Source organism: Streptococcus infantis (genome assembly GCF_047463275.1).
Lineage (GTDB): Bacteria > Bacillota > Bacilli > Lactobacillales > Streptococcaceae > Streptococcus > Streptococcus infantis_AF.
The window spans coordinates 1-25142 of the sequence record NZ_JASHEE010000008.1; the positions used below are offsets into that span (position 1 = coordinate 1).

Below are 25142 nucleotides of genomic sequence, written 5' to 3' on the forward strand. Positions count from 1 at the left end.
TCTGCAGCGTCATCTACTGATACACGAGCCATGAGACGATGGTCAGGATTCATCGTAGTTTCCCAAAGTTGGTGGTCATCCATCTCTCCAAGACCTTTATAACGTTGAATGGTTGGTTTAGAACGACTCGATTTGGTCTCCAAGTTCCCATAAAATCCTCCTATTGATTATATATAAAAAATTATATTTTTTATATCTATTTTTTTCTAGTATTTACAGAGTAGATATATGCTAAATAATTTGCAAAATCTCCCTGACGTTGTCGATCCTCTGTAATTTGATCATACCAATTAGTATTTTTTTCGTCATTTTCAGAGAAATATTTAATAACTTTTAGTTGTCTTCTAAAAGATTCATGAGTAGATCTCCTAGAAATATCATTTTGCTCTCTTTTGGGTAGTGAAATTGTTTCAGATCTGACTCGAAGTTCAGTATATTCCGCTGCTAATTCGATTAACGTAATCCAGTTTTCAAGAAAATCAGGATCTTTTGTATTTAAAGAGCTAACTAGATTGCCATAAATTTCCCCGGCTTCTTCAAAAGTTAATGCAGTTTTATCTTTCAGAAAGTCTGAATAAGTGTAAATTTTCATACGAATCTCCTTTTTAGGATATGTGGTAGAACGACGACCACTATATTTTAGCGCTATCTAAACAGAAAGTCAAGAATTTTTGTAAAAATTTTGTAGATAAAGTTAAAAAAGTATTGTTGAAATAGCCAGAATTTTTTGATTGTTACAGTTTGTTTGAAAATGGAGTGTGATTAAAAAGCTTTTTAATTCCAAGTATTTATAGTTTTTTGACAATAATCAAAACGTATTATATAATAACCTATCAGGAGGTGTTAAATGAATAGTTTACTAGAACAATATTTAGTTATTGATATCGATGGAGCTTTTGGATACACAGATCAAGGGAAACAGTATTGCCAATCAGTACATTATGGGGAGTCTCGTTTTAAAGAAGCAGAAAGACAAAATAGTAAACCTGTAGTAGCAATAGAAATAATAGAAGAAGAGATTTTAGCATTTTTAGAAAAAGTTGGAATTAGAACGACTAAAAAACCTAGGATAGATCCCCAAAAGATTGACTATAGAGAAATACAAAAGGAGTATAGCTTGAATAGTGAAAAAGATCTAGTATGGTTAAAATTTGCTAACAATGGCCATCTTGGAGTTGTTGCTACAAGTAATGATGTTAACTTTCAAATTCCTAAGAATAAATCTGAGTATAATTCAAAAATTCGAGTATATAATGAGTATGAAAAGCGAGATAAAGATGAATGGGAGTATAATTCTGCTGGTATTATTCTTCATAACTTAGGACTAAAATGGGATGAGTCTTTTGTATTGCTTTTTCCGTTAGGCAATATTCCAAATGGATATAGACGTCATGATATTGAAAAGGCAATAGGCAATTTCTTATATAAAAAAGGTGTACCTATCCTAGATTTATATTCACATTTGTATTAATTTTTTCAGAATAGGTCTATAGTAAAATATCATCCTTACTTTTTGAAGTAGGGATGATATTTCGTCTTATCGTTTTTGGCACTCATTTTCTAATTTAGGGTAAATAACTGATATAGCTGACTCGTTGAGGATTATTTTACAGAAAAACTTATCCTATTTAAATAAAACTATTTAAGATTAGTTGAGATTTTAGTAGTTAAAAATAGCTTAATTGAACGTATTTGAAAGAGCTTAGTTGTTAGGTTAGCCAAACCAGGTCTTAAGAAAGCTCGTAAAGCATCACAATTTAGTAAACGTTCTTCGAAAGAATGACTATACTTACAAAGAGCACCTTTCGGGGTGTTCTTTTTTATTGATATCTTGTGGATTTATGATTAGAAATCTCCTTGAAGGGTATCGGGTAAATGAAAAATTCGGCGATCATATCCTATTCCTTCGTGCTTTAGTCTAATACCTATAATGTAAAAAAACTCTAGCTATCAGGTAGTTGATAGTTAGAGTTTTTTTCTATTCATAGGATTTAATGAGATGAAATAAGGCTTCTACTTCTGATGACAGTGTAGCTGATTTGAGATAAGCATAATAAACTGTAAATGTTATCTGGTCCTCAGGTATTAGAGGGATTTTTATTAAATCATCATCTTCATCAGAAAGTGCGATATCAGCCAGTAAACTAAGGCCAATCCCTTTCTTTAAAAGTTCTTTAATGATGACAATGTCGTCACTCTTAAAGAATATTTCTGCCTTGTTTTGATGTTTTTGATTAAGTAGTTCAAAAGCTTTCAGGTGAACAAAGTGTTCGTCTAAAAGTATAAAAGATTGATCTACTAATTCTTCAAAAGCAAGGGAAGGAGCAGTAGAAAGAGGATGGTTCTTAGATAAAACGACATACAGTTCTTTATGAAAGAGCTCATGTGTCTCTATTGAAGGATGATTGAGTGGTTCAATCAAGCCGAGTAGGCTTGCATCAAGGTCTCCCTTGAGGAGAAGATTTAATAACTCTACGGAGCCACCGCGGATAGGGCGTACTTTTTTTAAAAAATCGAATTTATCTTTTTCGTTTAAGGCAGCAAAGAGATACTGAATGATAATAGGAGGGAATCCTACAGTAGAGTATTGGGCCAAGGAACGATTAATTTCTTTGCGAGTAGAAATAACCTCAGGTAAGATCTTTTCTGTATGCTTTAGAAGGATTTGCCCTTGAGGAGTGAGTTTGAAGGAACGATGTGAAGGATCATGGTGAATCAATTTGCAATTAAAAGATTCCTCTAAGCGCTTGATGGCATAAGAAATAGATGGTTGGCTGACTTTATGTAGTTTTGCTACTTCCGTATAGGATTGAAGCTGGCAAAGGTCATAAAAATATTGTAGATCTTTTAAATTCATAGGGGCTCACTTTCATTAAATGGAGAAAAAATTGGAAATCACCAGATAAATAAATTTTATCCGTATCCTACAATTTGACTATACGAGTATTCGCCGGTTAAAATGTAAGTGAGTCAGGGATATCAGAGGTTATCTAAGATACTTTCAAAAATGACCAACATCTTTTCTCGTTTATCAATAGGGAGCTGTTTAATCTTCATGTTGATTCTTTTGAGTGAAAGATTGTCGGTCTTATCAGAGGTTGATTCAAGGCTATCAAAATTGAAAAATTCCTCTGGGGTCATCTCTAGGGCGACAATCACTTTTTCAAGACTGTGAATGGTCAGATTCACATTTTGGTTTTCAAGTTGATTGATATACTTAAGCCCGAGCCCCGCTTGTTCCGAAAGTTCTTCCTGGCTCATTTTTTTCTGTGTTCGAAAATATTTCACTTTTTGGGAAATATAGTGTTGTAAATAGTTTTTATTCGTCATATAAATAGAATACAAGTTTTGCATGACAAAAAAACATCTTAAAAAATACAAAGTATTGTATAACAAACTTATATAATATTTATTTTAATTCGGATTGCCAATTTGTATGATTAGTTTCTTTTACTCGAAACTTTTAGGAAAGAGTGATCATCGAGAGTTTTATGAGTTCAGAACTTTATAAAATATAACAACTTGAAGGATCATCAATAATAGTGTTTTAAGTATAAAAGAGCTTATTAGAAAATTGTTCTCGTAGACTCATTATAACATATGCGGATACAATCGTATTTTTTAAACAACAAAGTTTTCCGAACAATTCATTTTAAGTGGTATAATAGAAATAAAAAGGAGGTTGCACTATGACTGCACATGATATTTTAAACAACCCTTTCCTCAATAAAGGTACTGCCTTTACCTTAGAGGAGCGAAAGGAACTAGGTCTTATTGGTTTACTGCCACCGTATGTTCAAACGATTGAAGAACAAGCGGCGCAAACTTATGCGCAAATGCAAACAAAAGCCAATGATTTGGAAAAACGTCTTTTCCTAATGGAAATTTTTAATACCAACCGGACTCTTTTCTATTACCTCTTTTCTCAACATTTGGAGGAATTTAATCCAATTGTATACGATCCAACCATTGCAGATACCATTGAAGGCTATAGTGACCTCTTTGTAGATCCCCAATATGCGGGATATCTTGATATCAATCATCCTGAAAATATTGAAGCCACTTTGAAAAATGCTGCTGGGGATCGCGAGATTCGTCTCATTGTTGTAACAGATGCAGAAGGAATTCTTGGAATCGGTGACTGGGGAACAAATGGTGTCGATATTTCTGTTGGGAAATTGATGGTCTATACGGGTGCTGCTGGAATCGATCCTTCTATGGTCCTTCCTTTAGTTATTGATGCAGGGACTAACCGTGAAGAACTTCGTAATAATCCTAATTACTTAGGAAATCGTCACGAACGGGTTCGCGGAGATCGTTACTACGACTTTATTGACCAATTTGTTCAAACAGCAGAACGTCTTTTTCCTAAACTCTACCTTCACTGGGAAGACTTCGGCCGCTCGAATGCTGCCAATATTCTTGAAAAATACCGGAAACAAATTCCAACTTTTAATGATGATATTCAAGGTACAGGAATCGTTACCCTAGGTGGTATCTTTGGTTCACTAGATATTAGTGGTGAAAAATTAACAGATCAAGTTTATCTCTGCTATGGTGGTGGTACTGCGGGTGCAGGAATTGCCTCTCGTGTTCTTCGTGAAATGGTGAGTGAAGGTCTTTCTGAAGAAGAAGCCTATAAACGTTTCTTTATGGTTGATAAACAAGGTCTTCTCTTTGATGACATGGATGACTTGACACCAGAGCAAAAACCATTTGCTAAGAAACGTGCTGACTTTAGTAACGCAGACAAGTTGACTGACCTGCTTGAAGTAGTGAAGACTGTGAAACCAACAATTCTTGTAGGAACTTCGACTCAGCCTAATACTTTCACTAAAGAAATAGTAGAGGCTATGTGTGAAAATACAGAACGTCCGATGATTTTCCCTTTGTCAAATCCAACTAAACTAGCTGAAGCTAGTGCCAAAGATTTGATTGAATGGTCAGATGGTAAAGCTTTTGTCGCAACAGGAATTCCTGCTGATACGGTTCCTTATAAAGGTGTCGACTATGTGATTGGTCAAGCCAATAATGCCTTGATTTACCCAGGTCTTGGTCTAGGTATGTTGGCTTCTGAAGCAAGTCTTTTGACTGATGAAATGATTGGAGCAGCAGCTCATTCATTGAGTGGTATTGTCAATCCAGGCCAACCAGGGGCTCCTGTCTTGCCACCATTCAAGTATGTAGCAGATGTTTCTATTAAAGTAGCAGAAGCAGTCGCTAAAAAAGCACAAGAGCAAGGTCTTGCGCGTGCTAAGGAAACAGATATGGCCAAAGCAGTTCGTGATTTGAAGTGGTATCCAGAGTATAAATAATTCACTGCTGCTGTCTATCCTTCGCTAGCGACAGATTTGTATGGGCTGTGGACTTAAGTAATTTAGAAAGGATACCTATGTCACTCTTTTTAACCTCGATTACGAGTATCATTCCGATTATCGCTATTATTGTTTTGGGGTATATTCTTCAGGTGAAGGGATGGTTTGGAGATGCCTTTGGACCTAACCTATCTCGTTTGATCATGAATGTAGCCTTGCCAGCGTCAATCTTTGTGTCGGTAATGAAATACCTGACACTAGATAAACTAATCAGTCTTTCTGGAGGTCTCCTTTATACATTTGTGGCCTTTATCTTGGGCTATATCGTAGCTTATATTGCTGTTATGGTTTTCAAGGTTCGTCCAGGACGGCGAGGAACCATGATGAATACCTTTGTGAATGCCAACACTATTTTTATTGGTTTACCTTTAAACGTTGCTCTTTTTGGGGATCAGGCTCTTCCTTATTTCTTAATTTACTATATCACCAACACGATTTCCACCTGGACATTGGGCGTGTATTTGATGACGAGTGACAGTAAATCGGGTCAAAGCAAGGAGACAAGTAAATTTGACTGGAAGAAATTGCTACCAGCTCCGCTTGTAGGTTTTCTTGTGGCTCTGCTATTTTTGATTCTTCGAATCTCTATTCCAGATTTCGCAACGAATACCTTAACCTATGTTGGAAATATCGTTACTCCCCTATCTCTGATTTATATTGGTATCGTTCTTGCAAAGGCAGGCTTGAATACTATTACTTTTGATAAAGATACAATTGTCACTTTAGTTGGACGTTTTATCCTAGCTCCTCTAATCATGCTTCTTGTATTGAAGTTCTTTGCATCAAATATGGCGACAGTAGAATTTAAGACCTTTATGATTCAGTCCGCTACACCAGCTTTAGCTGTTCTTCCGATCCTTGCTAATCAGGGAAAAGGAGATGTGGAATTCTCTACGAATGTGGTGACTCTAAGTACGGTTCTATTTATCGTTGTTATTCCAATATTACAAACTTTGTTAGGATAAGAAGGAAGAGGATAGGATTGAAAGTTTTGCGTTAAGAAATTGCACTATTTTAAATACATCTATTCCTATTTCTTGAAATCAAAATCGGCAGAAACTCTTCTGACGGTTGCTATTGAGCACTTTTGAGATGTCCTAAAAGCCAGACTTTTCAAACCAGGATTGAAAAAAGCTTGTAAAGTATTACAATTTAGTAGACGTTCTTCGAAAGAATGACTATATTTACAAAGAGCACCTTTCGGGGTGTTCTTTTTTATACTTTCTGACTAAATTGGTGCAATTGACACAGTTGTTGCGACTTTAGTCGCTTACAAATGTGGCTGCAAACTGACGAAGTCAGTTGCCTCAAAACGTTAATCAATACGATACTATAAACGTTTCGAAACACTTCATGGTTCACACTATGGGGTATTTTTTTGATGATTACAGAAATTTGACTTCACTGCTCGCCACTATTGACATAGAATGCTTAGAAATTTTTACATTCATGATATAATAGGTTTAGAATCCACGTTTAAGGAGGATAATCATGAAAAAACGTACTTTACTTTGGCTGTTTTTAGCCCTTGTAGTATTTGGAGGAGGCGCATGGATGGCGCAGGAAACAAATCTATTTGGAGGAATAACTCTGAGTCCGCGATCTAAGCAGTTAGCTTATCTAAAGGAGCATGAAGAAGAGATTAAAGAGTTTGTAAAATCTCAAAATGCACAGATAGAATCTGTTCAGATTGATTGGAGACAGACGCAATGGGATAAGGTAGGAAATGGTACACCTCAAGGAGGAGGAGATATTATTGATGTTTATGGAACGTTTAATAACATTGATAATTCTGGTTGGCATATAATGATAATTGTAGATGATGGAAAAGTTGATTTAGCTTCGATGACATTAGTTAATGGCCTTGGCATTGGAGGGAAACCATTTGAGTAATAGCAATTTAAAAACCTTTGATATTTTTTACTCCAATTTAACATCACTCATTCCCTGTTGACTTCGAATACTTGCTAAAAGTATTTTTTTTTATATTCATGATATAATATACATAGATTCCACTATATAGGAGGAAAGAGATGAAAAAACGTACCTTACTTTGGCTTGTTTTAGCTCTTGTAGTACTTGGAGGAGGAGCATGGATGGCACAGGAAACAAATTTATTTGGAGGAATAACTCTGAGCCCACGAGCCAAGCAGTTGGCTTATCTAAAGGAGAACGAACAAGAGATAGAAGATTTTGTAAAATCATTAAATCCTAAAGTCGAATCTATTCAAATAGATTGGAAACAGACACAATGGGATAAGATAGGAAATGGTACACCTCAAGGAGGTGGCGATATTGTTCAGGTTTATGGAGGGTTTAATAATATATCAAACTCAAGCTGGAGTGTTATTATTAAGATTAAAGATGGAAAAATTTTAATTAATTCTATCGGAATTGGTAGTCCTTTACGTGTTGGAGGTAAACTTTTTGACTAATAGTAATTTAAAATCCTTTGATATTTTTTACTCAAATTTAACATCACTCATTCCCTACTGACTTCGAATACTTACCAAAAGTATTTTTTTTTATATTCATGATATAATATACATAGATTCCGCTATATAGGAGGAAGAAGATGAAAAAACGTACCTTACTTTGGCTGGTTTTGCCTCTTGTAGTATTCGGAGGAGGCGCATGGATGGCACAAGAAACAAATCTATTTGGAGGGATAACTCTGAGTCCGCGATCTAAGCAGTTGGCTTATTTAAAGGAGCATGAAGAGGAGATTAAGGATTTTGTAAAGTCTAAAAATTCAAAGATTGAATCTGTTCAGATTGCTTGGGATGAAACCAAATGGGAAAAAGTCGGGAATGGGACTCCTCAAGGAGGAGGAGAAATTGTAAATGTATATGGTAGCTTTAATCATATTGAGTCCTCTTCCTGGAATGTAACTTTTGATATTGAGAATGGTAAAATTATTCCTAATTCAATGGCTTTAGCCAATTATTTAAGAGTAGGAGGAAGGATTTTTGACTAACAGTAACTTAAAAACCTTTGATAATTTTTACTCAAATTTATAATCACTCATTCCCTATTGACTTACAATACTTGCTAAAAGTATTTTTTTTTACATTTCTGATATAATATACATAGATTCCGCTATATAGGAGGAAAGAGATGAAAAAACGTACTTTACTTTGGTTAGTTTTAGCCCTTGTAATTTTTGGAGGAGGCGCATGGATGGCACAAGAGACAAATCTATTTGGAGGAATAACTCTGAGCCCACGAGCTAAGCAGTTGGCTTATTTGAAAGAACATGAAGAAGATATGGCTGATTTTGTCAAGTCTTTAAGTCCTAAAGTTGAAAGTGTTCAGTTCGATTGGGATAGTATGAAGGTTAGTCAAGTAGGAAATGGAACTCCACAAGGTGGTGGCTATATGTTGACACTTAGAGGAAAGGTAAATAATAATGATAAGACGAAATTCATGGTTGGATTTTCTTTAGACAATAATGCAAACAGTATACCAAAGGAATTTGGAATTTATGAAATGCAGCCTATAAGAATTTATAGGGATGGGGGATGGTATTATTATGACTAATAGTAATTTAAAAACCTTTGATAATTTTTATGCAGATTTAGCACAATCTGCATATAATGGGCGCCCCAATAATTTTCCGCCAGATAACAATGCTCTTGATTATCAGCTGTTTGATTTCTCTAGAGATAATAAATTTTATAATAAAGATAAAAGAGAATGGGAAATCACCCCCGGAGGTAAAAAACTTCCTCATGATGGTAAAGTCTACTTGCAACCGGATCCTGATTTGAGAGATACTTATAAAGTCACATCGACACCAGTTCCGGATACGAATGGGATGAGGCAGGATATTCATCACAAACGTTATCAAAAAGGACTCTTAACTGATGATGAAGCTGGTTTTAGTGCCTACTACTTAACGGATACGCCGACCTTGGGGGAAGATACTACGAAAACCTATATGGCTATCCGCGGGAGCGATGCCATCAGTTTGGAAAATTGGAATGACTGGATCGACAACGACGCTAAGTTCGCTCTCAATCATATCCATACACCGCAAGCTAAGTTAGCGACAGTGGGAATGAAAACGAAGATCGCAGAGATGACTGAAAAAGCTCCGCAAGCTACGATGGACATCGCAGCTCACTCCCTAGGGACCATTGTCTCTGCGCAAGGGGTAGCTGGACTCACTGATCAAGAACTGAAGAAAATCGGCAAAGTTGTTCTCTTTGACGGTCCAGACACGACAAAGAGTTTAAAGAAAATGGGTCTCAGCGATGAGAAAATCCAAAAGATTAGCGAAAAAATCGAGTATTATGTCAATCCTTTTGATATCGTGGGCATGCTTAATCGAGAACACACCATTACCAAATTACCTGGGGATTCCGATGAACTCCTCAAAAAACCAGTCGGTAAGGTCAATGTCCTTGTTCCCTTGCACTATACCCAGATTTCTGATCCGGAAAGTTCCCATGACTTTGGTGTTTTCCAATCGGATGGAACAGGGAACTTGTTGACCGCGTCTGAAGATTTTCATCCCGAATTACTCAGGGCAGGTGAAAAGCTAGCTCGATTGATTGCGACATCTTTGGATTCTCTTAGGGCTTTAGGAGTTGACGAAAATGTAGCAGCTAATATTTTAAATTCAATTAGGAGAGGTGAGTTTAAAATAAAGGCAGCTATTGGTTATGCTGTTTACGAGAATTTTACAACTGAATATAGTAAAATCGTCGAAGAAGCTCGTCAGGAATCTATAAAGTGGGATTATGAGGCTATTCCTCGTTATCAGGAACAACTGAGATACGGCAATCTTTCAGGAAATCAAAGAATCTTGGTTCGAGCTCAGTTGCTTCAGACAGCAGCCCAGTTAGCGAATTTTGATATGGAAGATAAAGTTAAATATGTGAAAACCTTACTTTCAGATGCTAAGGAAGATATTCAAAACATGATAAAAGAAACAAGACAGACAGCGTTTGACATGGTTGGATACTTGTCAAGTTCAGAAGTTACGAATCTACTTTCTGGTTTTGATACGACAAATTTTTGGGATGAAGGTCTTGCGAGCGATACGGAGACAGCAGCCAAATCCTTCCTGACACAAATCGAGCAACTAGGGGAAAGCCTGGTTAAAGCTAGTGCTTCCTTTGAGACTATAGATACGGAAAGCGCTGAGGCTTTTAATAATCTATTGGCGGATGTAAAACAAACATGGAGGGGGAAAAATGTTAGTCCTAACGGATGAGGATACTTTAATTACAAGAGAGCAACTCGACAGAGGCTTCAAAGAAAGAATGAAAGAACAAGAACGACAAGCAGTTGGGGGCTTGGTAACCGCAAAAGAGTTGTCAATTCTTGCTAAAGGAGCTGAGTTAGCGAAAGAGTTGCAAGAAGCAGCTGCAAATATGAAAGAGTATGCTTCTAAGACCTATGTGAACAATATTAAGGGTGGATTTGAGGGGAAAGCGGCAGATGCAGCTGAAACTTACTTAACCCAGACCATACAAACACCTACTTTACAAAGTCCAATCAAAAACTAGGAGAAAACTGGTCATGGATAAAAAGGAACTTCAGAAACTAGAGGATGAGCATAATCGTAAACTGCGAGACTTAGAGCGTTTGGAAATAGATTTAGATAATTACTACCAAAGATTTAATAGGGAGACATCTAATCTTCTAGATACTCTTACCTATGCGTGTAGAGATTGTAGTTTTGCTGAAATCCAACCTTATATTTACGAAATCGAGAACAATTTGGATAGTTATCATCAAGAGTATAAGAATCATATTGAGGATGTATTAGAGGCTCGATATCGGGAGAATAAAAATTATTACAAACAAGTGGAAGAAAGAAAAGTCTAATAATATAGTTTGTAATAAAATAAGTCAGTTTCTATAGTTTTTAGTTAGGAACAAAAAGTAAGTATGTAAAGAAAAACTGTCAATCGATAGTTTTTTTCGTTGAAACTACTAAATTGAAGATCAACATTCTGACAAACTATTATTCATTTTAACTATTTAGTATTTAGGAAGTATCTTTTGTGGCTGCAACGTGACAAAGTCAGTTGCCTCAAAACGTTAATCAATACGATACTATCAACGTTTCAAAGCACTTCATGGTTCATACCATGGGGTGTTTTTCGATTAGTATACTGTAGATGAAGGATGAAAGCTATAACATTTGATTGTGGTATAGAGATTTCTTAGATATCAAATTTCAGATTGAGTTTAACTGAGTCCTATACATTGTCTAGATTTAATTCTATAATTATTTGATAATACCTTTATTATTTGATAGAATATAGATATTAAATTTTAAAAGGAGATTGAAATGAAATCTTTGAAGCGTCTTTTCTTAGGAGTTTTGTTGGCAGTTGCTGCGGTTTTTCTTGTGGCTTGTAACTCAAAAAAAGATAATGGAACCTATGTTTTTGAACCCACAAAAGAGGAAATGAAACAAATTGTACCGTCTGAGCTCCAATCTTTAGTTGGTGATAATTATAAAGTTTCTATTTCTATCACTATCAATGATGATAAAGGGGAGATGAAAATTGAGTCAGATTTAGCTGGGAAAAAGTCTAATCAAACGGTTGATTTGAAAGTGGATCAAAAATCAAAAACTCTTGTATCGGAAACTAATCAAGGAAAAACCGAAATTAGTTATGAAGTGTCTGGAGATGTGTTAACTTTTAAGGATGTGAAAAACCCTTCACTTAAGGATAAAGATAAGGATGTGTTTAGTAATTACATGAAGATTGCTAAATTCAAAAAAGTTAAATAAGCTATAAGGTAGGATTTAGTCCTACCTTTTTGATAATAGATAATTACATTTAGTAAAGCTCGATTTTTCCGCTAGACATTCGTCTGCTTTTTTTATATAATAAAACTAAACCAAAAAGGTTGAATTTTTTAAAATAAAGTCAACCTTCAATGAAAGCATCACACTAGGAGGTAAAACATGTACCAACCAGAAAAACTCAAAGCTCGTAGGAAAGAGCTAAAACTAACACAAAAAGAGATTGCAGAGCGACTTGGAATTAGTTTTCAGGCTTATTCAGCTTGGGAGCGTGGAGTCAAGGAGCCTTCTAAAGAAAAAGTTAAACAGCTAGAAGATCTTTTAAAAGTACCAAAAGGCTATTTTACTCAAATCGAAATTGTCCGCCTCTATAATAGCCTTTCCAATAAAGGAAAAGAAAAGGTGATAGTCTATGCTCGCAATTTGGCTCAAGAAGAACAAGCCAAGAAGGTGACTGCCATTTCAGAAAAACTCTACGAGTATCATGTCTACGAACGCATGTCGGCTGGGATTGGGGCCTCGGTTTATGATGATCGAAACTTCGATACGGTTTATTTCAATGAAGAACTGGCTCACGATTTTGCTTCCTGGGTATCAGGGGATTCTATGGAACCCAAATATCAAAATGGTTCAGTAGCTCTGATTCGGGAGACCGGATTTGATTATGACGGGGCAGTCTATGCAGTGGTTTGCAACAATCAGACCTATATCAAACGGGTCTATCGAGAAGAAGATGGTCTGCGTTTGGTCTCCATCAATCCTAAATATAAGGATATTCACATTTCTTACGAAGAAGATCCGCGGATTGTGGGTATTATCGTAGGCAATTTCGTACCCATGGAGGGATAGTCTATGGGCTACTTTGATTATTCCAGAGAGCCCAAAAGTGATATTGCCTTTGTCGATATGAAGTCCTTTTATGCTAGCGTTGAGTGTGTGGAAAGAGGACTTCATCCCCTCAAAACCTCCCTTTGTGTCATGAGTCGGGCGGATAATTCTGTTGGGCTTATTCTTGCATCCTCGCCTATGTTTAAAAAGGTCTTTGGGAAAGCCAATGTCGGTCGTGCTTATGACCTTCCCTTTGATATCAAGACGCGTAAATTTTCCTACTACAATGCCAAGAAACAAGGTTTACGGACAGACCCAGACTATGTGAAATTCATCGAAGACTGGGCTCGAGTGACCGTCATTGTCCCTCCTCGGATGGATAAGTATATCGCGGTCAATATGGACATTCAGCGCATTTTCCAGAATTATGGCAGTCCAGATGATATCTATCCCTACTCTATTGATGAAGGTTTCATTGACCTGACCAGTTCGCTCAATTATTTTGTCCCAGACCAGCAGATTTCTCGTAGAGATAAGCTAGATATGCTTTCGGCTCGTATCCAGAGGGATATCTGGCGGCAGACAGGGATTTACTCAACAGTCGGTATGTCGAATGCCAATCCCCTGCTTGCTAAGTTGGCCTTGGATAATGAAGCCAAGCACACACCGACCATGCGAGCCAATTGGTCTTACCAGGATGTGGAAGACAAGGTCTGGTCCATTCCAAAGATGACCGACTTTTGGGGGATTGGGCATCGGATGGAGAAGCGCTTGAATAGCTTGGAAATCTATTCGATTAAGGAATTAGCCAATAGCAATCCGGATTTCCTGAAGAAAGAACTTGGGCAAGCTGGACTTCGCTTGTGGTTTCATGCTAATGGAATTGATGAGAGTAATGTTCACAAGCCCTATAAAGCCAAATCTCACGGCTTAGGCAATTCGCAAATTTTACCGAGAGATTATGTCAAGCAGCGAGACATCGAAATTATCCTTCGAGAGATGGCTGAGCAGGTGGCTATCAGGCTTCGACGGGCTGGGAAAAAGACAACGGTCGTTTCTATACATCTTGGGTTTTCTAAGCAGGAACAAAAACGCTCCATCCATACCCAGATGAAGGTGGAGCCGACCAATAATACCAGTCTTTTAGTCAGTTATGTACTGAAATTATTCCATAGCAAATATACTTCTGGAGCTGTCAGGAGTGTAGCCGTTAGTTATTCAGGATTTGTGGACGAATCCTTTGGGTTGATTTCCCTTTTTGATGATGTTGATAAAGTAGAAAAAGAAGAAAGGCTCCAGACCGCCATTGATTCCATTCGAGAGCAATTCGGCTTTACTTCTCTCTTGAAGGCGACTGCCTTAGAGGATGCATCGAGAAGTATTGCCAGAAGTAAGCTGATCGGAGGGCACTCTGCTGGAGGATTAGATGGACTAAAATGATTGATCGCTCTTATTTGCCCTTCCAATCCGCGAGGAATTATCAGGATCCAGGCATGCAGAAGTGGATGGGCTTTTTTCTATCGGAGCATACCAGTTCACTCGATGCAGAAAAAAATCGTGTCGATTTATCGACAGATTTGAATTCAGTCGAGAAGTTGTTGCTACTTTCCCAGCTCTACGTTGGACGACTAAAAGGTTCTTTTATGGTCAAGGAGAAAAATCATAAAAGCATGATATTGGGAGAAGTAAGAGAATTATCTCCTCAAGAAATCTCGGTTAGAACGGATGAAGGCTATCGATTAATAAGGGTAGATGATATTCTCGCCATCCAACTGTGTCAGGAGGAAGTTGATGACTAGAAAAGAGTTATATGAAAACAGATTGCAGATGGATTACTTCTCAGATGATTACATCCGCTTTGAAGAAGATTTCCAAAAATACTCTGCCATGAATGTACCCTTGACTTTCTTGATTGATGATATTCTACGAACCATGGCCATTAACCAAAAGGACTACTTTGTCTTGAATAAGGAAAATGCCAAGGACGGAAGGGAACATCGGTTTTATTTTAGAGTGAAGATGGAAAAAGATTGTCCACGTACTCGAACCTATACCTATGTGGAATCCAAACAAAAGCGCCCATAGATTGCATAGGAAATACTGAAACATTAGTAAACATGGTATAATGAAGGAAATTCATGAAGTATTGCCTGTGAACAGGAGAAAAACTTCTAGGAGGTAGCTTATGCTAGGAGCAGTTATTGGAGATATTATTGGTTCCCGATTTGAGGCGGATAATCATAAGAGTAAAGAGTTTGATTTGTTCACTCGTGATTCTTGTCCGACCGACGATAGTATCATGACGTTGGCGGTTGCTAAAGCCTTATTGGCTAGTAGGGAAGACTGGAGTCAACTCTCGAAAAATGCAGTGAAATATATGCAAGAGATAGGGAGACAATATCCAAATTGTGGCTATGGCGGTCATTTTTTCTACTGGATCTTTTCAGATGATCCTCAACCCTATGGGAGTTATGGCAATGGATCTGCCATGAGAATTAGCCCTGTTGGCTTTGTGGCAGATAGCATAGAACAGGCAAAAGCCTTGTCACAAGCAGTGACAGAAGTCAGCCACGACCATCCTGAGGGACTAAAAGGTGCAGAAGCAGTTGCAGTAGCTATCTTCTTGGCTAGAACTGGTTCTAGCCGCCATGAAATCAGAGACTACATCGATAAAAATTACTATCCCATGGACTTTACCCTGGACCAAATTCGTGAGGACTATAGTTTTGATGTGACTTGTCAAGGATCAGTTCCTCAGGCTTTCCAAGCCTTTTTCGAGTCACAAGATTTTGAAGATGCTATCAGAAATGCTATTTCCATAGGAGGAGATAGCGATACCATCGCTGCCATCTGTGGAGGTCTTGCGCAAGCCTACTATGGAATTCCTGCTCCAATCAGAAATCAAGCCATGGCCTATTTGGATGATCATTTAGTAGAGATAGTGGATACTTTTGAAAGCGCCTATCCCATCCAACCTAATAAATAATTGGCTGCGAGGAGTGAGGAAAGATAAACTATGATATCTAGTGTTAGATAGGGTATGGATATCAGTTGATTAGCTATATTTCTAAGCCATTCAAGAGCTATTTCTTGAATGGTTCTTTATTTGCAGTCTAAAAGCAATTGAGCTATACCAATTTTTATCCTTGACAAGTGAAAGAAACAAGTATATACTGTTTTTGCTGATTCTTCAAAGCGAGAATTAGACTATACCAATTTTAAGGAGAAAGCACAGTTTGTCTGTGTCGTATATACTATGTGTGGAATTGTTGGTGTTGTTGGAAACACAAATGCAACTGATATTTTGATTCAAGGACTTGAAAAACTCGAATACCGTGGTTACGATTCGGCTGGAATTTTTGTTCTAGGTGGTGCTGAAAGTCATTTGGTCAAGGCTGTTGGTCGTATCGCAGAATTGTCTGCTAAGACAGCTGACGTTGAGGGAACAACTGGTATCGGACATACTCGTTGGGCCACTCACGGGAAACCAACAGAAGATAACGCTCACCCACATCGCTCTGAGACAGGACGTTTTGTCTTGGTCCACAATGGGGTGATCGAAAACTATCTTGAAATTAAGGAAGAATACCTTGCAGGGCACAACTTCAAGGGACAAACAGATACAGAAATCGCCGTTCACTTGATTGGAAAATTTGCAGAAGAAGACGGCTTGTCAGTACTTGAAGCCTTCAAAAAAGCTCTTCATATCATCCGTGGTTCTTATGCCTTTGCCTTGATCGACTCTGAAAATCCAGATGTCATCTATGTAGCCAAGAACAAATCACCACTTTTGATTGGTCTTGGAGAAGGCTACAACATGGTATGCTCAGATGCCATGGCCATGATTCGTGAAACTAACCAATACATGGAAATCCATGACCAAGAGTTGGTCATCGTGAAAGCTGATAGCGTTGAAGTTCAAGACTATGATGGCAATCGTCGTGAGCGTTCTAGTTACACTGCTGAACTTGACTTGTCAGATATCGGTAAGGGAACATATCCTTACTACATGCTCAAGGAAATCGATGAGCAACCAACGGTGATGCGCAAGTTGATCCAAGCTTACACAGATGAGGCTGGTCAAGTAGTGGTAGATTCGGCTATCATCAAGGCTGTTCAAGAGGCAGACCGCATCTACATTCTAGCAGCTGGGACTTCTTACCACGCAGGATTTGCTTCTAAGAAAATGTTGGAAGAATTGACAGATACGCCAGTTGAACTTGGGATCTCTTCTGAGTGGGGTTACGGTATGCCACTTCTCAGCCAGAAACCACTCTTCATCTTTATCAGCCAATCTGGTGAAACAGCTGATAGCCGTCAGGTTTTGGTCAAGGCCAATGAAATGGGAATCCCAAGCTTGACAGTGACAAATGTGCCAGGATCCACTCTTTCTCGTGAAGCTAACCATACTATGTTGCTTCATGCAGGTCCTGAAATTGCCGTAGCTTCAACCAAGGCATATACTGCGCAAATCGCAGCCCTTGCCTTCCTTGCAAAAGCAGTTGGTGAAGCAAATGGCAATGAAAAAGCCAAAACTTTCGATTTGGTTCATGAGTTGTCTATCGTCGCTCAGTCTATCGAGTCAACCCTTTCAGAAAAAGAATTGATTGATAGCAAGGTTCGTGAGCTTCTTGAAACGACACGCAATGCCTTTTACATCGGACGTGGTCAAGATTACTATGTAGCCATGGAAGCCAGTCTCAAGCTCAAAGAAATCTCTTACATCCAATGTGAAGGTTTTGCGGCAGGAGAACTCAAGCATGGAACCATTGCCTTGATTGAGGATGGAACACCTGTTTTAGCCCTCTTGTCAGACCCAGTTCTTGCTAACCACACTCGTGGGAATATCCAAGAAGTGGCAGCGCGTGGCGCTAAGGTCCTCACAATCGCAGAAGAAAATGTTGCCAAAGATACAGACGATATCGTTCTTACGACCGTACACCCTTACCTCTCACCAATCTCAATGGTCGTACCAACGCAACTAGTCGCTTACTTTGCAACCCTACATCGTGGACTTGATGTGGATAAACCACGGAACCTTGCGAAATCAGTTACAGTAGAATAATAAAAAAGTCTAGTTTAACTAGACTTTTTTATTATAAATCTTGCATGGAAATCTTATTAAGTTCGTTGACAACTTGCAAGATAGATAGTCGACTGATATTAATCACTAACTTGTCTTCAATGTCTTTGATATCAAAGTTAGTGATGATAGCATCGTAGTCACTGTCCATGATTTCTTCAATATTTAGGGTTTCCTTATCCCATGTTTCATACTGGATATTATTTGAAGTATGGAATTCGTAGAGAGAAATCAAGAATTGTGGATGGGCAAAGTCATACTCACTCAGAACTAAGATTTTGACTTTCTTTTTATGTTCAAATAATTGATCTGTAAGCCCCTCAGCGTGAGTGAACAGCGTGTAGATCAGGTGAGAAAGGGCAGGAGTCTTCTCCTTTTGTCCCATAATGTTTTTGTATCGCAACATTTCAAAGACGGTTGCTTCATAAAATTTAGGGAAGAATTTTTTAATTTTTCCAAGCGTATAATCCTTGTTTTGTGAAATGATCGATTCGGAGTTGATTTCTCTTCGCTCAAGCAAGGCAGTGTTGTGCAGGTTCCAAATCAAAGTATCCGTATTTGAAAATTGAACGCTAAATCTACGAGTCAAGTTGTCTAGGATATCTCGAGCAGCATGATAGGAACGATTGACTTGTTCGTAAGACTGACGAGCCTCTAGGAAATCTTCGACTGTAAAGAAAAGACCAGGCTCAGCAAAGGGACTGAAAATCTGATTGATGGTTTCAGGAGTGACTTCAATATTAAGCCCTTTGGCCAAGTCTTGTAACTGATGCTGAAAATCAGAGAGTTGGTCGTAGATAGGGCTCAACCAGGAAGTGGTTTGTTTTGGGAAACGAACAAAATAACCTCTCTTCATTCGGTGCAAATCGACTGTAGCCTGAGTTCTGATTTGGTAGAGGTTCTGATATTTTGCAGGGAATTTTGCCAAATTGATAAAGAAGGAAACAAAGCTATCGATGTCTGCTTCTTTGATTTCTGTGAAAGGCCACTCTAAAAAGCTATAAGCTTCATGGAAATACTGGGAGAAGAAAAATCGAATATCTTTTTCATCTCCAATAATAGAGATAGGGGTTACCTTGAGCTTGAAGCGGTAGGTTCCATCGAGAATCTTATTGATATGCGCAACTTTCTTTCGCAAAGAAGGAAGGGAAATATCCAAAGATTCAGAAAGATGCTCATAAGTAAAGGGACTGTCCAAAAGGAAGAAGGTTTTTAAAATTTGGAAATAATCAGATGTTTGTAAAAAATATTGGTAAATTCGCTCGATACCATTATTTTTCGTATTCACCATCATAATCCCTGCAGTTGAGTGTCTGATATCAAAGTCAGGGAAAATTTCACGTAAATCCTTGATATCACTCTTGATGATACGAGCATTGTAACCAATGATTTTAGATAAGTCATCTAGGTAAATCCAGTCAGTATTTTCAAACAAATACTCTAAAATTTTTAATTGCCTTTGCTCTTTTTGGCTGAGTAGTTCTCTCATTATAAATAAACTCCCGAAGTAATGTTAGAATAATTAGAAAAGAAGATAACCGAAGATTGTCGGAATTCTAGCATAAAAGGAAGTCACCCCTTAAGAGAGATTTGAAATCTATCGAGGAGGGGTGATACTTGATAAGAAGTTCTTACGAGTCTTCAATCTATTTACGATATAAACGATCGTATTGGTAGTATGGATCAAAGGTTACGTTAATTCCCAATTTACGGAGAACGTTCTTGTCTTCATCTGTTAAGATAATCGTAGAATGAGCTTCGCTTCCTTTGAGGTTTCCGAGTTCTTTCATGGCGCGATCTGCATCCGGATTCTGCATGGCTGTAATTGCAAGAGCGATGAGAATCTCGTTAGAATGAAGACGTGGATTTCGACTACCTAAGTGATTGATTTTCAAACCTTGGATTGGTTTCACCACTTCTGGTTCAATTAATTTTGTTTCGGCATCGATGTTAGCTGACTTTTTGATAGCATTGATCACAGCAGCAGCTGTTGGACCAAAGAGTTCTGAATTCTTACCAGTGACAATTTCACCAGAAGGTAACTCAAGTGCTAGAGCAGGTCCATCTGTTTCTTCAGCTTTTTGTCGAGCGGCAACAGCGACCTTACGGTCAGCTGGTGTGATGCCGAGATCATTCATGAGAAGTTCGATTTTCTTGACAGCAGACTCAGCAACCTTTTCGGCTTTAAAGTCGAGTACTGTTTGATAGTAGCGACGGATAATTTCTTGTTTTGAAGCTTCAATGGCAGCGTCGTTATCCGTGATTGCAAAACCAACCATATTAACACCCATGTCAGTTGGAGATGCATAAGGAGATTTACCCAAGATACGTTCGAGCATACGCTTGAGAACAGGAAAAATCTCGATATCACGATTATAGTTGACAGTTGTTTCTCCGTAAGTTTGAAGATGGAATGGGTCAATCATGTTGACATCATCTAGGTCTGCAGTAGCAGCCTCATAGGCTAAGTTAACCGGATGATGGAGAGGTAGATTCCAAACTGGGAAGGTTTCAAACTTAGCATAACCAGATTTGACGCCATTCAGTTGGTCGTGGTACATGTTAGACATACAAGTTGCCAACTTACCTGAACCAGGTCCTGGAGCAGTCACGACAATTAAATTGCGACTCGTTTTGATATAGTCGTTTTTACCCATACCTTCAGGCGAGATGATATGGTCCATATCTGTCGGATATCCCTTGATTGGGTAGTGGAGATACGAATCAATCCCATTTTTTTCTAATTGGTTACGGAAGGCATCTGCTGCAGGTTGACCAGCGTATTGAGTGATAACGACAGAGCCAACAAAGATACCAAGTTCGTTGAATTTGTCAATCAAACGAAGCACTTCTTGGTCGTAAGAAATACCCAAGTCACCACGAGCCTTTGAGTGCTCGATATTGCTAGCGTTAATGGCAATAACAACCTCGACTTGTTCTTTCAACTCTTGCAAGAGTTTGATTTTGTTATCCGGCTCATAGCCAGGAAGGACACGGGCAGCGTGGAAGTCCTCCAACATCTTGCCTCCAAACTCCAAGTAAAGCTTGCCGTCAAACTGGTTAATACGCTCCAAAATATGGTCACGTTGTAAATTTAGATATTTTTCAGAACTAAAAGCTTGTTTTTTCATTTTTTTACCTCTATTTTCTATTATATAAAAAAAATAGAAGATAAGAAACTAGAGAGTAATAAAAGTAAGAAAAAAGATAAAGCAAACGCTTGCACAAACGATAAAAAAAGTCTATGATGGAGTAAAGTGAATTTAAAAGAGGTGAAAATATGCAAGAAAAATGGTGGCATAATGCAGTTGTTTATCAAGTCTACCCTAAAAGCTTCAAGGATAGTAATGGAGATGGGATTGGTGATTTGCCTGGAATTACTAGTAAGTTAGACTATCTAGCTAAGCTTGGGATCACAGCAATTTGGCTTTCTCCAGTTTATGATAGCCCTATGGATGACAATGGTTATGATATTGCCAATTATCAAGACATCGCTTCTATCTTTGGAACCATGGAAGATATGGACCAGCTGATTGCTGAAGCCAAAAAACGAGATATTCGAATCATTATGGATTTGGTTGTCAATCATACATCCGATGAGCATGCTTGGTTTATCGAAGCGCGTGAAAATCCTGTTAGTCCTGAGCGAGACTACTATATCTGGCGTAATGAACCCAATGATTTAACCTCTACTTTCAGCGGTTCTGCGTGGGAATATGATGAAAAATCTGGTCAATACTATCTACACTTTTTCAGTAAGAAACAACCAGACCTCAACTGGGAAAACGAAGAGCTCCGCCATAAAATCTATGAGATGATGAATTTCTGGATTGATAAAGGGATTGGTGGATTCCGTATGGACGTTATTGACATGATTGGGAAGATACCTGACCAGAAGGTTGTCAACAATGGTCCCATGCTTCATCCCTACCTCAAGGAAATGAATCAGGCTACTTTCGGCGGCAAAGACCTTTTGACAGTAGGGGAGACTTGGGGAGCAAATCCAGAAGAGGCCAAGAAATATTCGAATCCAGAAGGTAAAGAGTTGTCTATGGTCTTCCAATTTGAACATATCTGTCTTCAGTATCAGGAAGGACAACCTAAGTGGCATTACCAAAAAGAGCTAAATGTAGGGAAATTAAAAGAGATTTTCAACAAGTGGCAGACAGAATTAGGAGTTGAGGATGGCTGGAATTCCCTTTTCTGGAATAACCATGATCTTCCACGAATCGTCTCTATCTGGGGAAATGACCGAGAATATCGCGAAAAATCTGCTAAAGCGTATGCAATCTTGCTTCATCTTATGAGAGGAACACCTTATATTTATCAAGGCGAAGAAATCGGCATGACCAATTTCCCATTTGAAACACTGGACCAAGTAGAAGATATTGAATCTATCAACTATGCCAAAGAAGCGCTAGAACAAGGTGTACCGCTAGAGCAAATTATGGATAGCATTCGTGTGATTGGACGCGATAATGCGCGTACCCCAATGCAATGGGACACGACAGACTACGCTGGCTTTTCAAGCGCGAAACCATGGTTAGGAGTCAATCCAAACTATGCGAAGATTAATGTAGAAGAGGCTTTAGCAAATCCAGATTCCATCTTCTATACTTATCAAAAATTAGTTCAAATTCGCAAAGAAAACAGCTGGCTGGTTCAAGCTGACTTTGAATTATTAGAAACGGCTGAGAAAGTTTTTGCCTATATTCGCAAGGACGGGGAACGTCGTTTCCTAGTAGTAGCTAACCTCTCAAATCAAGAACAAGAATTTCACTTTAATGGGGTTCTCAAATCAATCTTGGTTGCTAACACCGAGGTTCAAGAAAAGCTCGAGCAACTAACACTAGCTCCTTGGGATGCATTCTGTGTCGAATTGGCCAATTAAACCTAAAAAACTCAAGTATCCAAGATGCTTGAGTTTTTTCTAAAATAAGTGTAGAAATTTCTTAAAAAAATATTTGTTTGAATTTTCTAAAAAATTGCATGAAAACCCTTGCTTTTATAAAAAAATAGGGTATAATGGTGAAAAATAGTATTTTAAAGGAGAATACCGATGAAATCGAAAAAGTTGCTCGCAGTAGCAGGGATAACGATGAGTGCAGCTCTTCTTTTAGCGGCTTGTGGAAAGACAGAGAAAAAAGCAGATGCTCCTACAACATTTTCATACGTATATGCCATCGATCCATCAACATTGGACTATAGCGTTACTAGTAAAAGTTCAACATCGGACGTCATTGCTAACTTGGTCGACGGACTCTTGGAAAATGACAAGTACGGAAACTTGATTCCATCTCTTGCTGAAGACTGGTCGGTTTCACAAGACGGTTTGACCTATACTTACAAACTACGTAAAGGTGTCAAATGGTATACTTCTGAAGGTGAGGAGTACGCCGAGGTCAAGGCTCAAGACTTTGTGACTGGTTTGAAACATGCGGCTGATGGTAAGTCAGATGGCTTAAGTCTGATCCAAGATTCTATCAAAGGTTTGGCAGAATACGTCAGTGGTGAAAGCAATGACTTCTCAACAGTTGGAGTTAAAGCAATTGACGACTACACTGTTCAATACACCTTGAATCAACCAGAAAGCTTCTGGAATTCTAAGGTAACAACAGCGACTATGCTCCCAGTTAATGAAGAATTCCTGAATTCTCAAGGTAAAGATTATGGTGCAGCTACACCTTCAGGGATTCTCTATAATGGACCATATATTTTGAAGAACTTCACTTCAAAATCAGTGATCGAGTACGAAAAAAATCCAAATTATTGGGATAAAGACAATGTTAAGATTGACCACGTCAAACTGACTTTCTACGATGGATCTGACCAAGAATCATTGATTCGTAGTTTCTCATCAGGAGCCTATACAACAGCTCGTCTCTTCCCAACAAGTTCAAACTTTGATTCAACTAAGCAAGAATACGGGGATAAGATTGTCTATAGTCCGCAAGAAGCGACCAGCTATTACTTTACTTTCAACGTGAATCGTCAGTCTTACAATAAAACTGCAAAGACAGATGAAGCACAAAAAACTTCTACAAGAGAAGCGCTTCTCAATAAAAACTTCCGCCAGGCAATCAACTTTGCTCTTGATCGTCATTCTTACTCTGCTCAGATGAACGGTGAAGAAGGAGCAGACAAGATTATCCGTACCAGCCTTGTACCTTATGACTATGTTCAGGTCGGTGAAAAGACCTTCGGTGAATTGGCTCAAGAACAATTGGTAACATACGGAGACCAATGGAAAGATGTAGCTTTGACAGATGGTAAAGACACTCTTTACAATCCAACAAAAGCAAAAGCTGCCTTTGAAAAAGCAAAATCAGAATTGCAAGCTAAAGGTGTAACCTTCCCAATCCATTTGGATATTCCAGTTGAACAAACAGATGTTATTGCTGTTCAACAAACCAACTCCCTCAAACAATCTGTCGAAGCAGCACTTGGAACTGAAAATGTTGTCATCGATGTGCTTCAAATGACAGATAATGAGAAAATGAGTATTACATCTCAAGCTAAGGTCCCTTCTCAAAAAGACTATGACTTGAACGGAACTGGTTGGGGACCAGACTATCAAGATCCAGCTACCTATCTAAATATCTTGGATGCTAAGAAGGGTTCTGCCCTTAAACACTTGGGTATCACAAAAGGTAAAGATCCAGAAGTCATGGCTCAAGTTGGACTTGATGAGTACAAGAAACTCTTGGATGATGCAGCATCAGAAACAACCAACCTTAACAAACGTTATGAAAAATATGCCAAAGCACAGGCTTGGGTATCTGATAGCTCACTCCTTATTCCTGTAGCATCTTCAGGAGGTTCTCCTACAGTTAGTCGTACAGTACCATTTTCGAAAGCCTACTCTCAAGTTGGGATCAAGGGAGATCCGTTTGTATTTAAAGGTTTAGAGTTGCAAAATGATATTGTAACCACTAAAGAATACGAAGAAGCTCTTAAGAAATGGCAAAAAGAGAAACTTGAAACAAACGCTAAATATCAAAAAGAGTTAGCCAACCACGTTAAATAATCTTAAACAACGATGAAAGAAATCCTGGTTTTATGCGGGATTTCTTTCTTTTTTTCA

General features: G+C 38.2%; 24 protein-coding genes and 1 pseudogene. 19 read left to right on the forward strand and 6 right to left on the reverse strand.

All coding sequences use genetic code 11. The features are described 5' to 3' along the window. Together QM923_RS09240 and QM923_RS09245 are read right to left on the reverse strand one after the other, a co-directional pair. Positions 1 to 125: pseudogene (locus tag QM923_RS09240) on the reverse strand (hypothetical protein); the annotation flags it as partial. 71 nt (positions 126 to 196) lie between these two features. Beyond that, positions 197 to 592 carry a hypothetical protein gene (locus tag QM923_RS09245; protein WP_000708740.1) on the reverse strand — a complete coding sequence of 132 codons (396 nt, stop codon included), beginning with the start codon at positions 590 to 592 and terminating at the stop codon, positions 197 to 199. A 255-nt stretch (positions 593 to 847) separates the two neighbouring features. Between QM923_RS09245 and QM923_RS09250 the strand changes: the two genes are divergently transcribed. Continuing rightward, positions 848 to 1471 (forward strand): hypothetical protein, encoded by a 624-nt coding sequence (locus QM923_RS09250; RefSeq protein ID WP_001086726.1) that lies wholly within the window; start codon positions 848 to 850, stop codon positions 1469 to 1471. A gap of 507 nt (positions 1472 to 1978) precedes the next feature. Here QM923_RS09250 and QM923_RS09255 read toward each other — a convergent pair. Further along, positions 1979 to 2857, reverse strand: a complete 879-nt coding sequence (locus QM923_RS09255) for a LysR family transcriptional regulator (RefSeq protein WP_414291645.1) — start codon at positions 2855 to 2857, stop codon at positions 1979 to 1981. A 122-nt stretch (positions 2858 to 2979) separates the two neighbouring features. Continuing rightward, positions 2980 to 3330, reverse strand: coding sequence for a helix-turn-helix domain-containing protein (locus QM923_RS09260; RefSeq protein WP_414291646.1), 351 nt, complete (start codon positions 3328 to 3330; stop codon positions 2980 to 2982). A gap of 359 nt (positions 3331 to 3689) precedes the next feature. Here QM923_RS09260 and QM923_RS09265 point away from each other — a divergent pair, with 359 nt between their 5' ends. The 16 genes from QM923_RS09265 to glmS all read left to right on the forward strand — a co-directional run bounded on the left by QM923_RS09265 (position 3690) and on the right by glmS (position 18040). Beyond that, positions 3690 to 5315, forward strand: a complete 1626-nt coding sequence (locus QM923_RS09265) for a malolactic enzyme (RefSeq protein WP_414291647.1) — start codon at positions 3690 to 3692, stop codon at positions 5313 to 5315. A 77-nt stretch (positions 5316 to 5392) separates the two neighbouring features. Beyond that, a complete protein-coding gene (locus QM923_RS09270) occupies positions 5393 to 6340 on the forward strand; it encodes an AEC family transporter (protein ID WP_414291648.1) in 948 nt (315 codons plus the stop codon). 526 nt (positions 6341 to 6866) lie between these two features. After that, a complete protein-coding gene (locus QM923_RS09275) occupies positions 6867 to 7268 on the forward strand; it encodes a hypothetical protein (protein ID WP_414291649.1) in 402 nt (133 codons plus the stop codon). A 140-nt stretch (positions 7269 to 7408) separates the two neighbouring features. After that, positions 7409 to 7810, forward strand: coding sequence for a hypothetical protein (locus QM923_RS09280; RefSeq protein ID WP_414291650.1), 402 nt, complete (start codon positions 7409 to 7411; stop codon positions 7808 to 7810). Positions 7811 to 7950: 140 nt separating this feature from the next. Continuing rightward, positions 7951 to 8352: a hypothetical protein gene (locus QM923_RS09285; protein WP_414291651.1), complete on the forward strand. Its 402-nt coding sequence runs from the start codon at positions 7951 to 7953 to the stop codon at positions 8350 to 8352. 140 nt (positions 8353 to 8492) lie between these two features. Then, positions 8493 to 8915, forward strand: coding sequence for a hypothetical protein (locus QM923_RS09290; RefSeq protein ID WP_414291652.1), 423 nt, complete (start codon positions 8493 to 8495; stop codon positions 8913 to 8915). After that, positions 8908 to 10596, forward strand: coding sequence for a DUF2974 domain-containing protein (locus QM923_RS09295; RefSeq protein ID WP_414291653.1), 1689 nt, complete (start codon positions 8908 to 8910; stop codon positions 10594 to 10596). Before QM923_RS09290 ends, QM923_RS09295 begins: the two co-directional genes overlap by 8 nt. Then, entirely contained in the window at positions 10577 to 10891 is a 315-nt protein-coding gene (locus tag QM923_RS09300) for a hypothetical protein (RefSeq protein ID WP_414291654.1), read from the forward strand. Before QM923_RS09295 ends, QM923_RS09300 begins: the two co-directional genes overlap by 20 nt. Positions 10892 to 10904: 13 nt before the next feature. Further along, a complete protein-coding gene (locus QM923_RS09305; protein ID WP_414291655.1) occupies positions 10905 to 11213 on the forward strand; it encodes a hypothetical protein in 309 nt (102 codons plus the stop codon). Between the two features lie 469 nt (positions 11214 to 11682). Continuing rightward, positions 11683 to 12132, forward strand: a complete 450-nt coding sequence (locus tag QM923_RS09310) for a hypothetical protein (RefSeq protein ID WP_414291656.1) — start codon at positions 11683 to 11685, stop codon at positions 12130 to 12132. A gap of 177 nt (positions 12133 to 12309) precedes the next feature. Continuing rightward, positions 12310 to 12996, forward strand: a complete 687-nt coding sequence (locus tag QM923_RS09315; protein WP_414291657.1) for an XRE family transcriptional regulator — start codon at positions 12310 to 12312, stop codon at positions 12994 to 12996. 3 nt (positions 12997 to 12999) lie between these two features. Then, positions 13000 to 14415 (forward strand): Y-family DNA polymerase, encoded by a 1416-nt coding sequence (locus QM923_RS09320; protein ID WP_414291658.1) that lies wholly within the window; start codon positions 13000 to 13002, stop codon positions 14413 to 14415. Further along, complete coding sequence (locus tag QM923_RS09325) at positions 14412 to 14774, forward strand: hypothetical protein (RefSeq protein WP_414291659.1); 363 nt, start codon at positions 14412 to 14414, stop codon at positions 14772 to 14774. Before QM923_RS09320 ends, QM923_RS09325 begins: the two co-directional genes overlap by 4 nt. After that, positions 14767 to 15060, forward strand: coding sequence for a DUF5960 family protein (locus QM923_RS09330; protein WP_414291660.1), 294 nt, complete (start codon positions 14767 to 14769; stop codon positions 15058 to 15060). The genes QM923_RS09325 and QM923_RS09330 overlap by 8 nt, the downstream gene beginning before the upstream one ends. Positions 15061 to 15160: 100 nt before the next feature. Continuing rightward, entirely contained in the window at positions 15161 to 15961 is an 801-nt protein-coding gene (locus tag QM923_RS09335) for an ADP-ribosylglycohydrolase family protein (RefSeq protein WP_414291661.1), read from the forward strand. Between the two features lie 270 nt (positions 15962 to 16231). Next, a complete protein-coding gene (gene glmS, locus QM923_RS09340) occupies positions 16232 to 18040 on the forward strand; it encodes a glutamine--fructose-6-phosphate transaminase (isomerizing) (protein ID WP_414291662.1) in 1809 nt (602 codons plus the stop codon). 31 nt (positions 18041 to 18071) lie between these two features. Here glmS and QM923_RS09345 read toward each other — a convergent pair whose 3' ends face one another. Continuing rightward, entirely contained in the window at positions 18072 to 19547 is a 1476-nt protein-coding gene (locus tag QM923_RS09345) for a M protein trans-acting positive regulator PRD domain-containing protein (RefSeq protein WP_414291663.1), read from the reverse strand. Positions 19548 to 19704: 157 nt separating this feature from the next. Next, positions 19705 to 21189: a DUF1846 domain-containing protein gene (locus QM923_RS09350; protein WP_414291664.1), complete on the reverse strand. Its 1485-nt coding sequence runs from the start codon at positions 21187 to 21189 to the stop codon at positions 19705 to 19707. A 149-nt stretch (positions 21190 to 21338) separates the two neighbouring features. Between QM923_RS09350 and QM923_RS09355 the strand changes: the two genes are divergently transcribed. Both QM923_RS09355 and QM923_RS09360 read left to right on the forward strand, forming a co-directional pair. After that, positions 21339 to 22949 (forward strand): glycoside hydrolase family 13 protein, encoded by a 1611-nt coding sequence (locus QM923_RS09355; RefSeq protein WP_414291665.1) that lies wholly within the window; start codon positions 21339 to 21341, stop codon positions 22947 to 22949. Between the two features lie 168 nt (positions 22950 to 23117). Beyond that, positions 23118 to 25085, forward strand: coding sequence for a peptide ABC transporter substrate-binding protein (locus tag QM923_RS09360; RefSeq protein ID WP_414291666.1), 1968 nt, complete (start codon positions 23118 to 23120; stop codon positions 25083 to 25085). Positions 25086 to 25142 lie beyond the last annotated feature (57 nt).

Bases quoted from the DNA above. Each gene is read 5' to 3' on its own strand.
- QM923_RS09335 (WP_414291661.1), top strand. From the start codon at position 15,161: ATGCTAGGAGCAGTTATTGGAGATATTATTGGTTCCCGATTTGAGGCG.
- QM923_RS09265 (WP_414291647.1), top strand. From the start codon at position 3,690: ATGACTGCACATGATATTTTAAACAACCCTTTCCTCAATAAAGGTACT.
- QM923_RS09330 (WP_414291660.1), top strand. From the start codon at position 14,767: ATGACTAGAAAAGAGTTATATGAAAACAGATTGCAGATGGATTACTTC.
- QM923_RS09270 (WP_414291648.1), top strand. From the start codon at position 5,393: ATGTCACTCTTTTTAACCTCGATTACGAGTATCATTCCGATTATCGCT.
- QM923_RS09320 (WP_414291658.1), top strand. From the start codon at position 13,000: ATGGGCTACTTTGATTATTCCAGAGAGCCCAAAAGTGATATTGCCTTT.
- QM923_RS09350 (WP_414291664.1), bottom strand. From the start codon at position 21,189: ATGAAAAAACAAGCTTTTAGTTCTGAAAAATATCTAAATTTACAACGT.
- glmS (WP_414291662.1), top strand. From the start codon at position 16,232: ATGTGTGGAATTGTTGGTGTTGTTGGAAACACAAATGCAACTGATATT.
- QM923_RS09260 (WP_414291646.1), bottom strand. From the start codon at position 3,330: ATGACGAATAAAAACTATTTACAACACTATATTTCCCAAAAAGTGAAA.
- QM923_RS09245 (WP_000708740.1), bottom strand. From the start codon at position 592: ATGAAAATTTACACTTATTCAGACTTTCTGAAAGATAAAACTGCATTA.
- QM923_RS09355 (WP_414291665.1), top strand. From the start codon at position 21,339: ATGCAAGAAAAATGGTGGCATAATGCAGTTGTTTATCAAGTCTACCCT.
- QM923_RS09250 (WP_001086726.1), top strand. From the start codon at position 848: ATGAATAGTTTACTAGAACAATATTTAGTTATTGATATCGATGGAGCT.
- QM923_RS09275 (WP_414291649.1), top strand. From the start codon at position 6,867: ATGAAAAAACGTACTTTACTTTGGCTGTTTTTAGCCCTTGTAGTATTT.
- QM923_RS09255 (WP_414291645.1), bottom strand. From the start codon at position 2,857: ATGAATTTAAAAGATCTACAATATTTTTATGACCTTTGCCAGCTTCAA.
- QM923_RS09305 (WP_414291655.1), top strand. From the start codon at position 10,905: ATGGATAAAAAGGAACTTCAGAAACTAGAGGATGAGCATAATCGTAAA.
- QM923_RS09360 (WP_414291666.1), top strand. From the start codon at position 23,118: ATGAAATCGAAAAAGTTGCTCGCAGTAGCAGGGATAACGATGAGTGCA.
- QM923_RS09325 (WP_414291659.1), top strand. From the start codon at position 14,412: ATGATTGATCGCTCTTATTTGCCCTTCCAATCCGCGAGGAATTATCAG.
- QM923_RS09280 (WP_414291650.1), top strand. From the start codon at position 7,409: ATGAAAAAACGTACCTTACTTTGGCTTGTTTTAGCTCTTGTAGTACTT.
- QM923_RS09315 (WP_414291657.1), top strand. From the start codon at position 12,310: ATGTACCAACCAGAAAAACTCAAAGCTCGTAGGAAAGAGCTAAAACTA.
- QM923_RS09300 (WP_414291654.1), top strand. From the start codon at position 10,577: ATGTTAGTCCTAACGGATGAGGATACTTTAATTACAAGAGAGCAACTC.
- QM923_RS09290 (WP_414291652.1), top strand. From the start codon at position 8,493: ATGAAAAAACGTACTTTACTTTGGTTAGTTTTAGCCCTTGTAATTTTT.
- QM923_RS09345 (WP_414291663.1), bottom strand. From the start codon at position 19,547: ATGAGAGAACTACTCAGCCAAAAAGAGCAAAGGCAATTAAAAATTTTA.
- QM923_RS09285 (WP_414291651.1), top strand. From the start codon at position 7,951: ATGAAAAAACGTACCTTACTTTGGCTGGTTTTGCCTCTTGTAGTATTC.
- QM923_RS09295 (WP_414291653.1), top strand. From the start codon at position 8,908: ATGACTAATAGTAATTTAAAAACCTTTGATAATTTTTATGCAGATTTA.
- QM923_RS09310 (WP_414291656.1), top strand. From the start codon at position 11,683: ATGAAATCTTTGAAGCGTCTTTTCTTAGGAGTTTTGTTGGCAGTTGCT.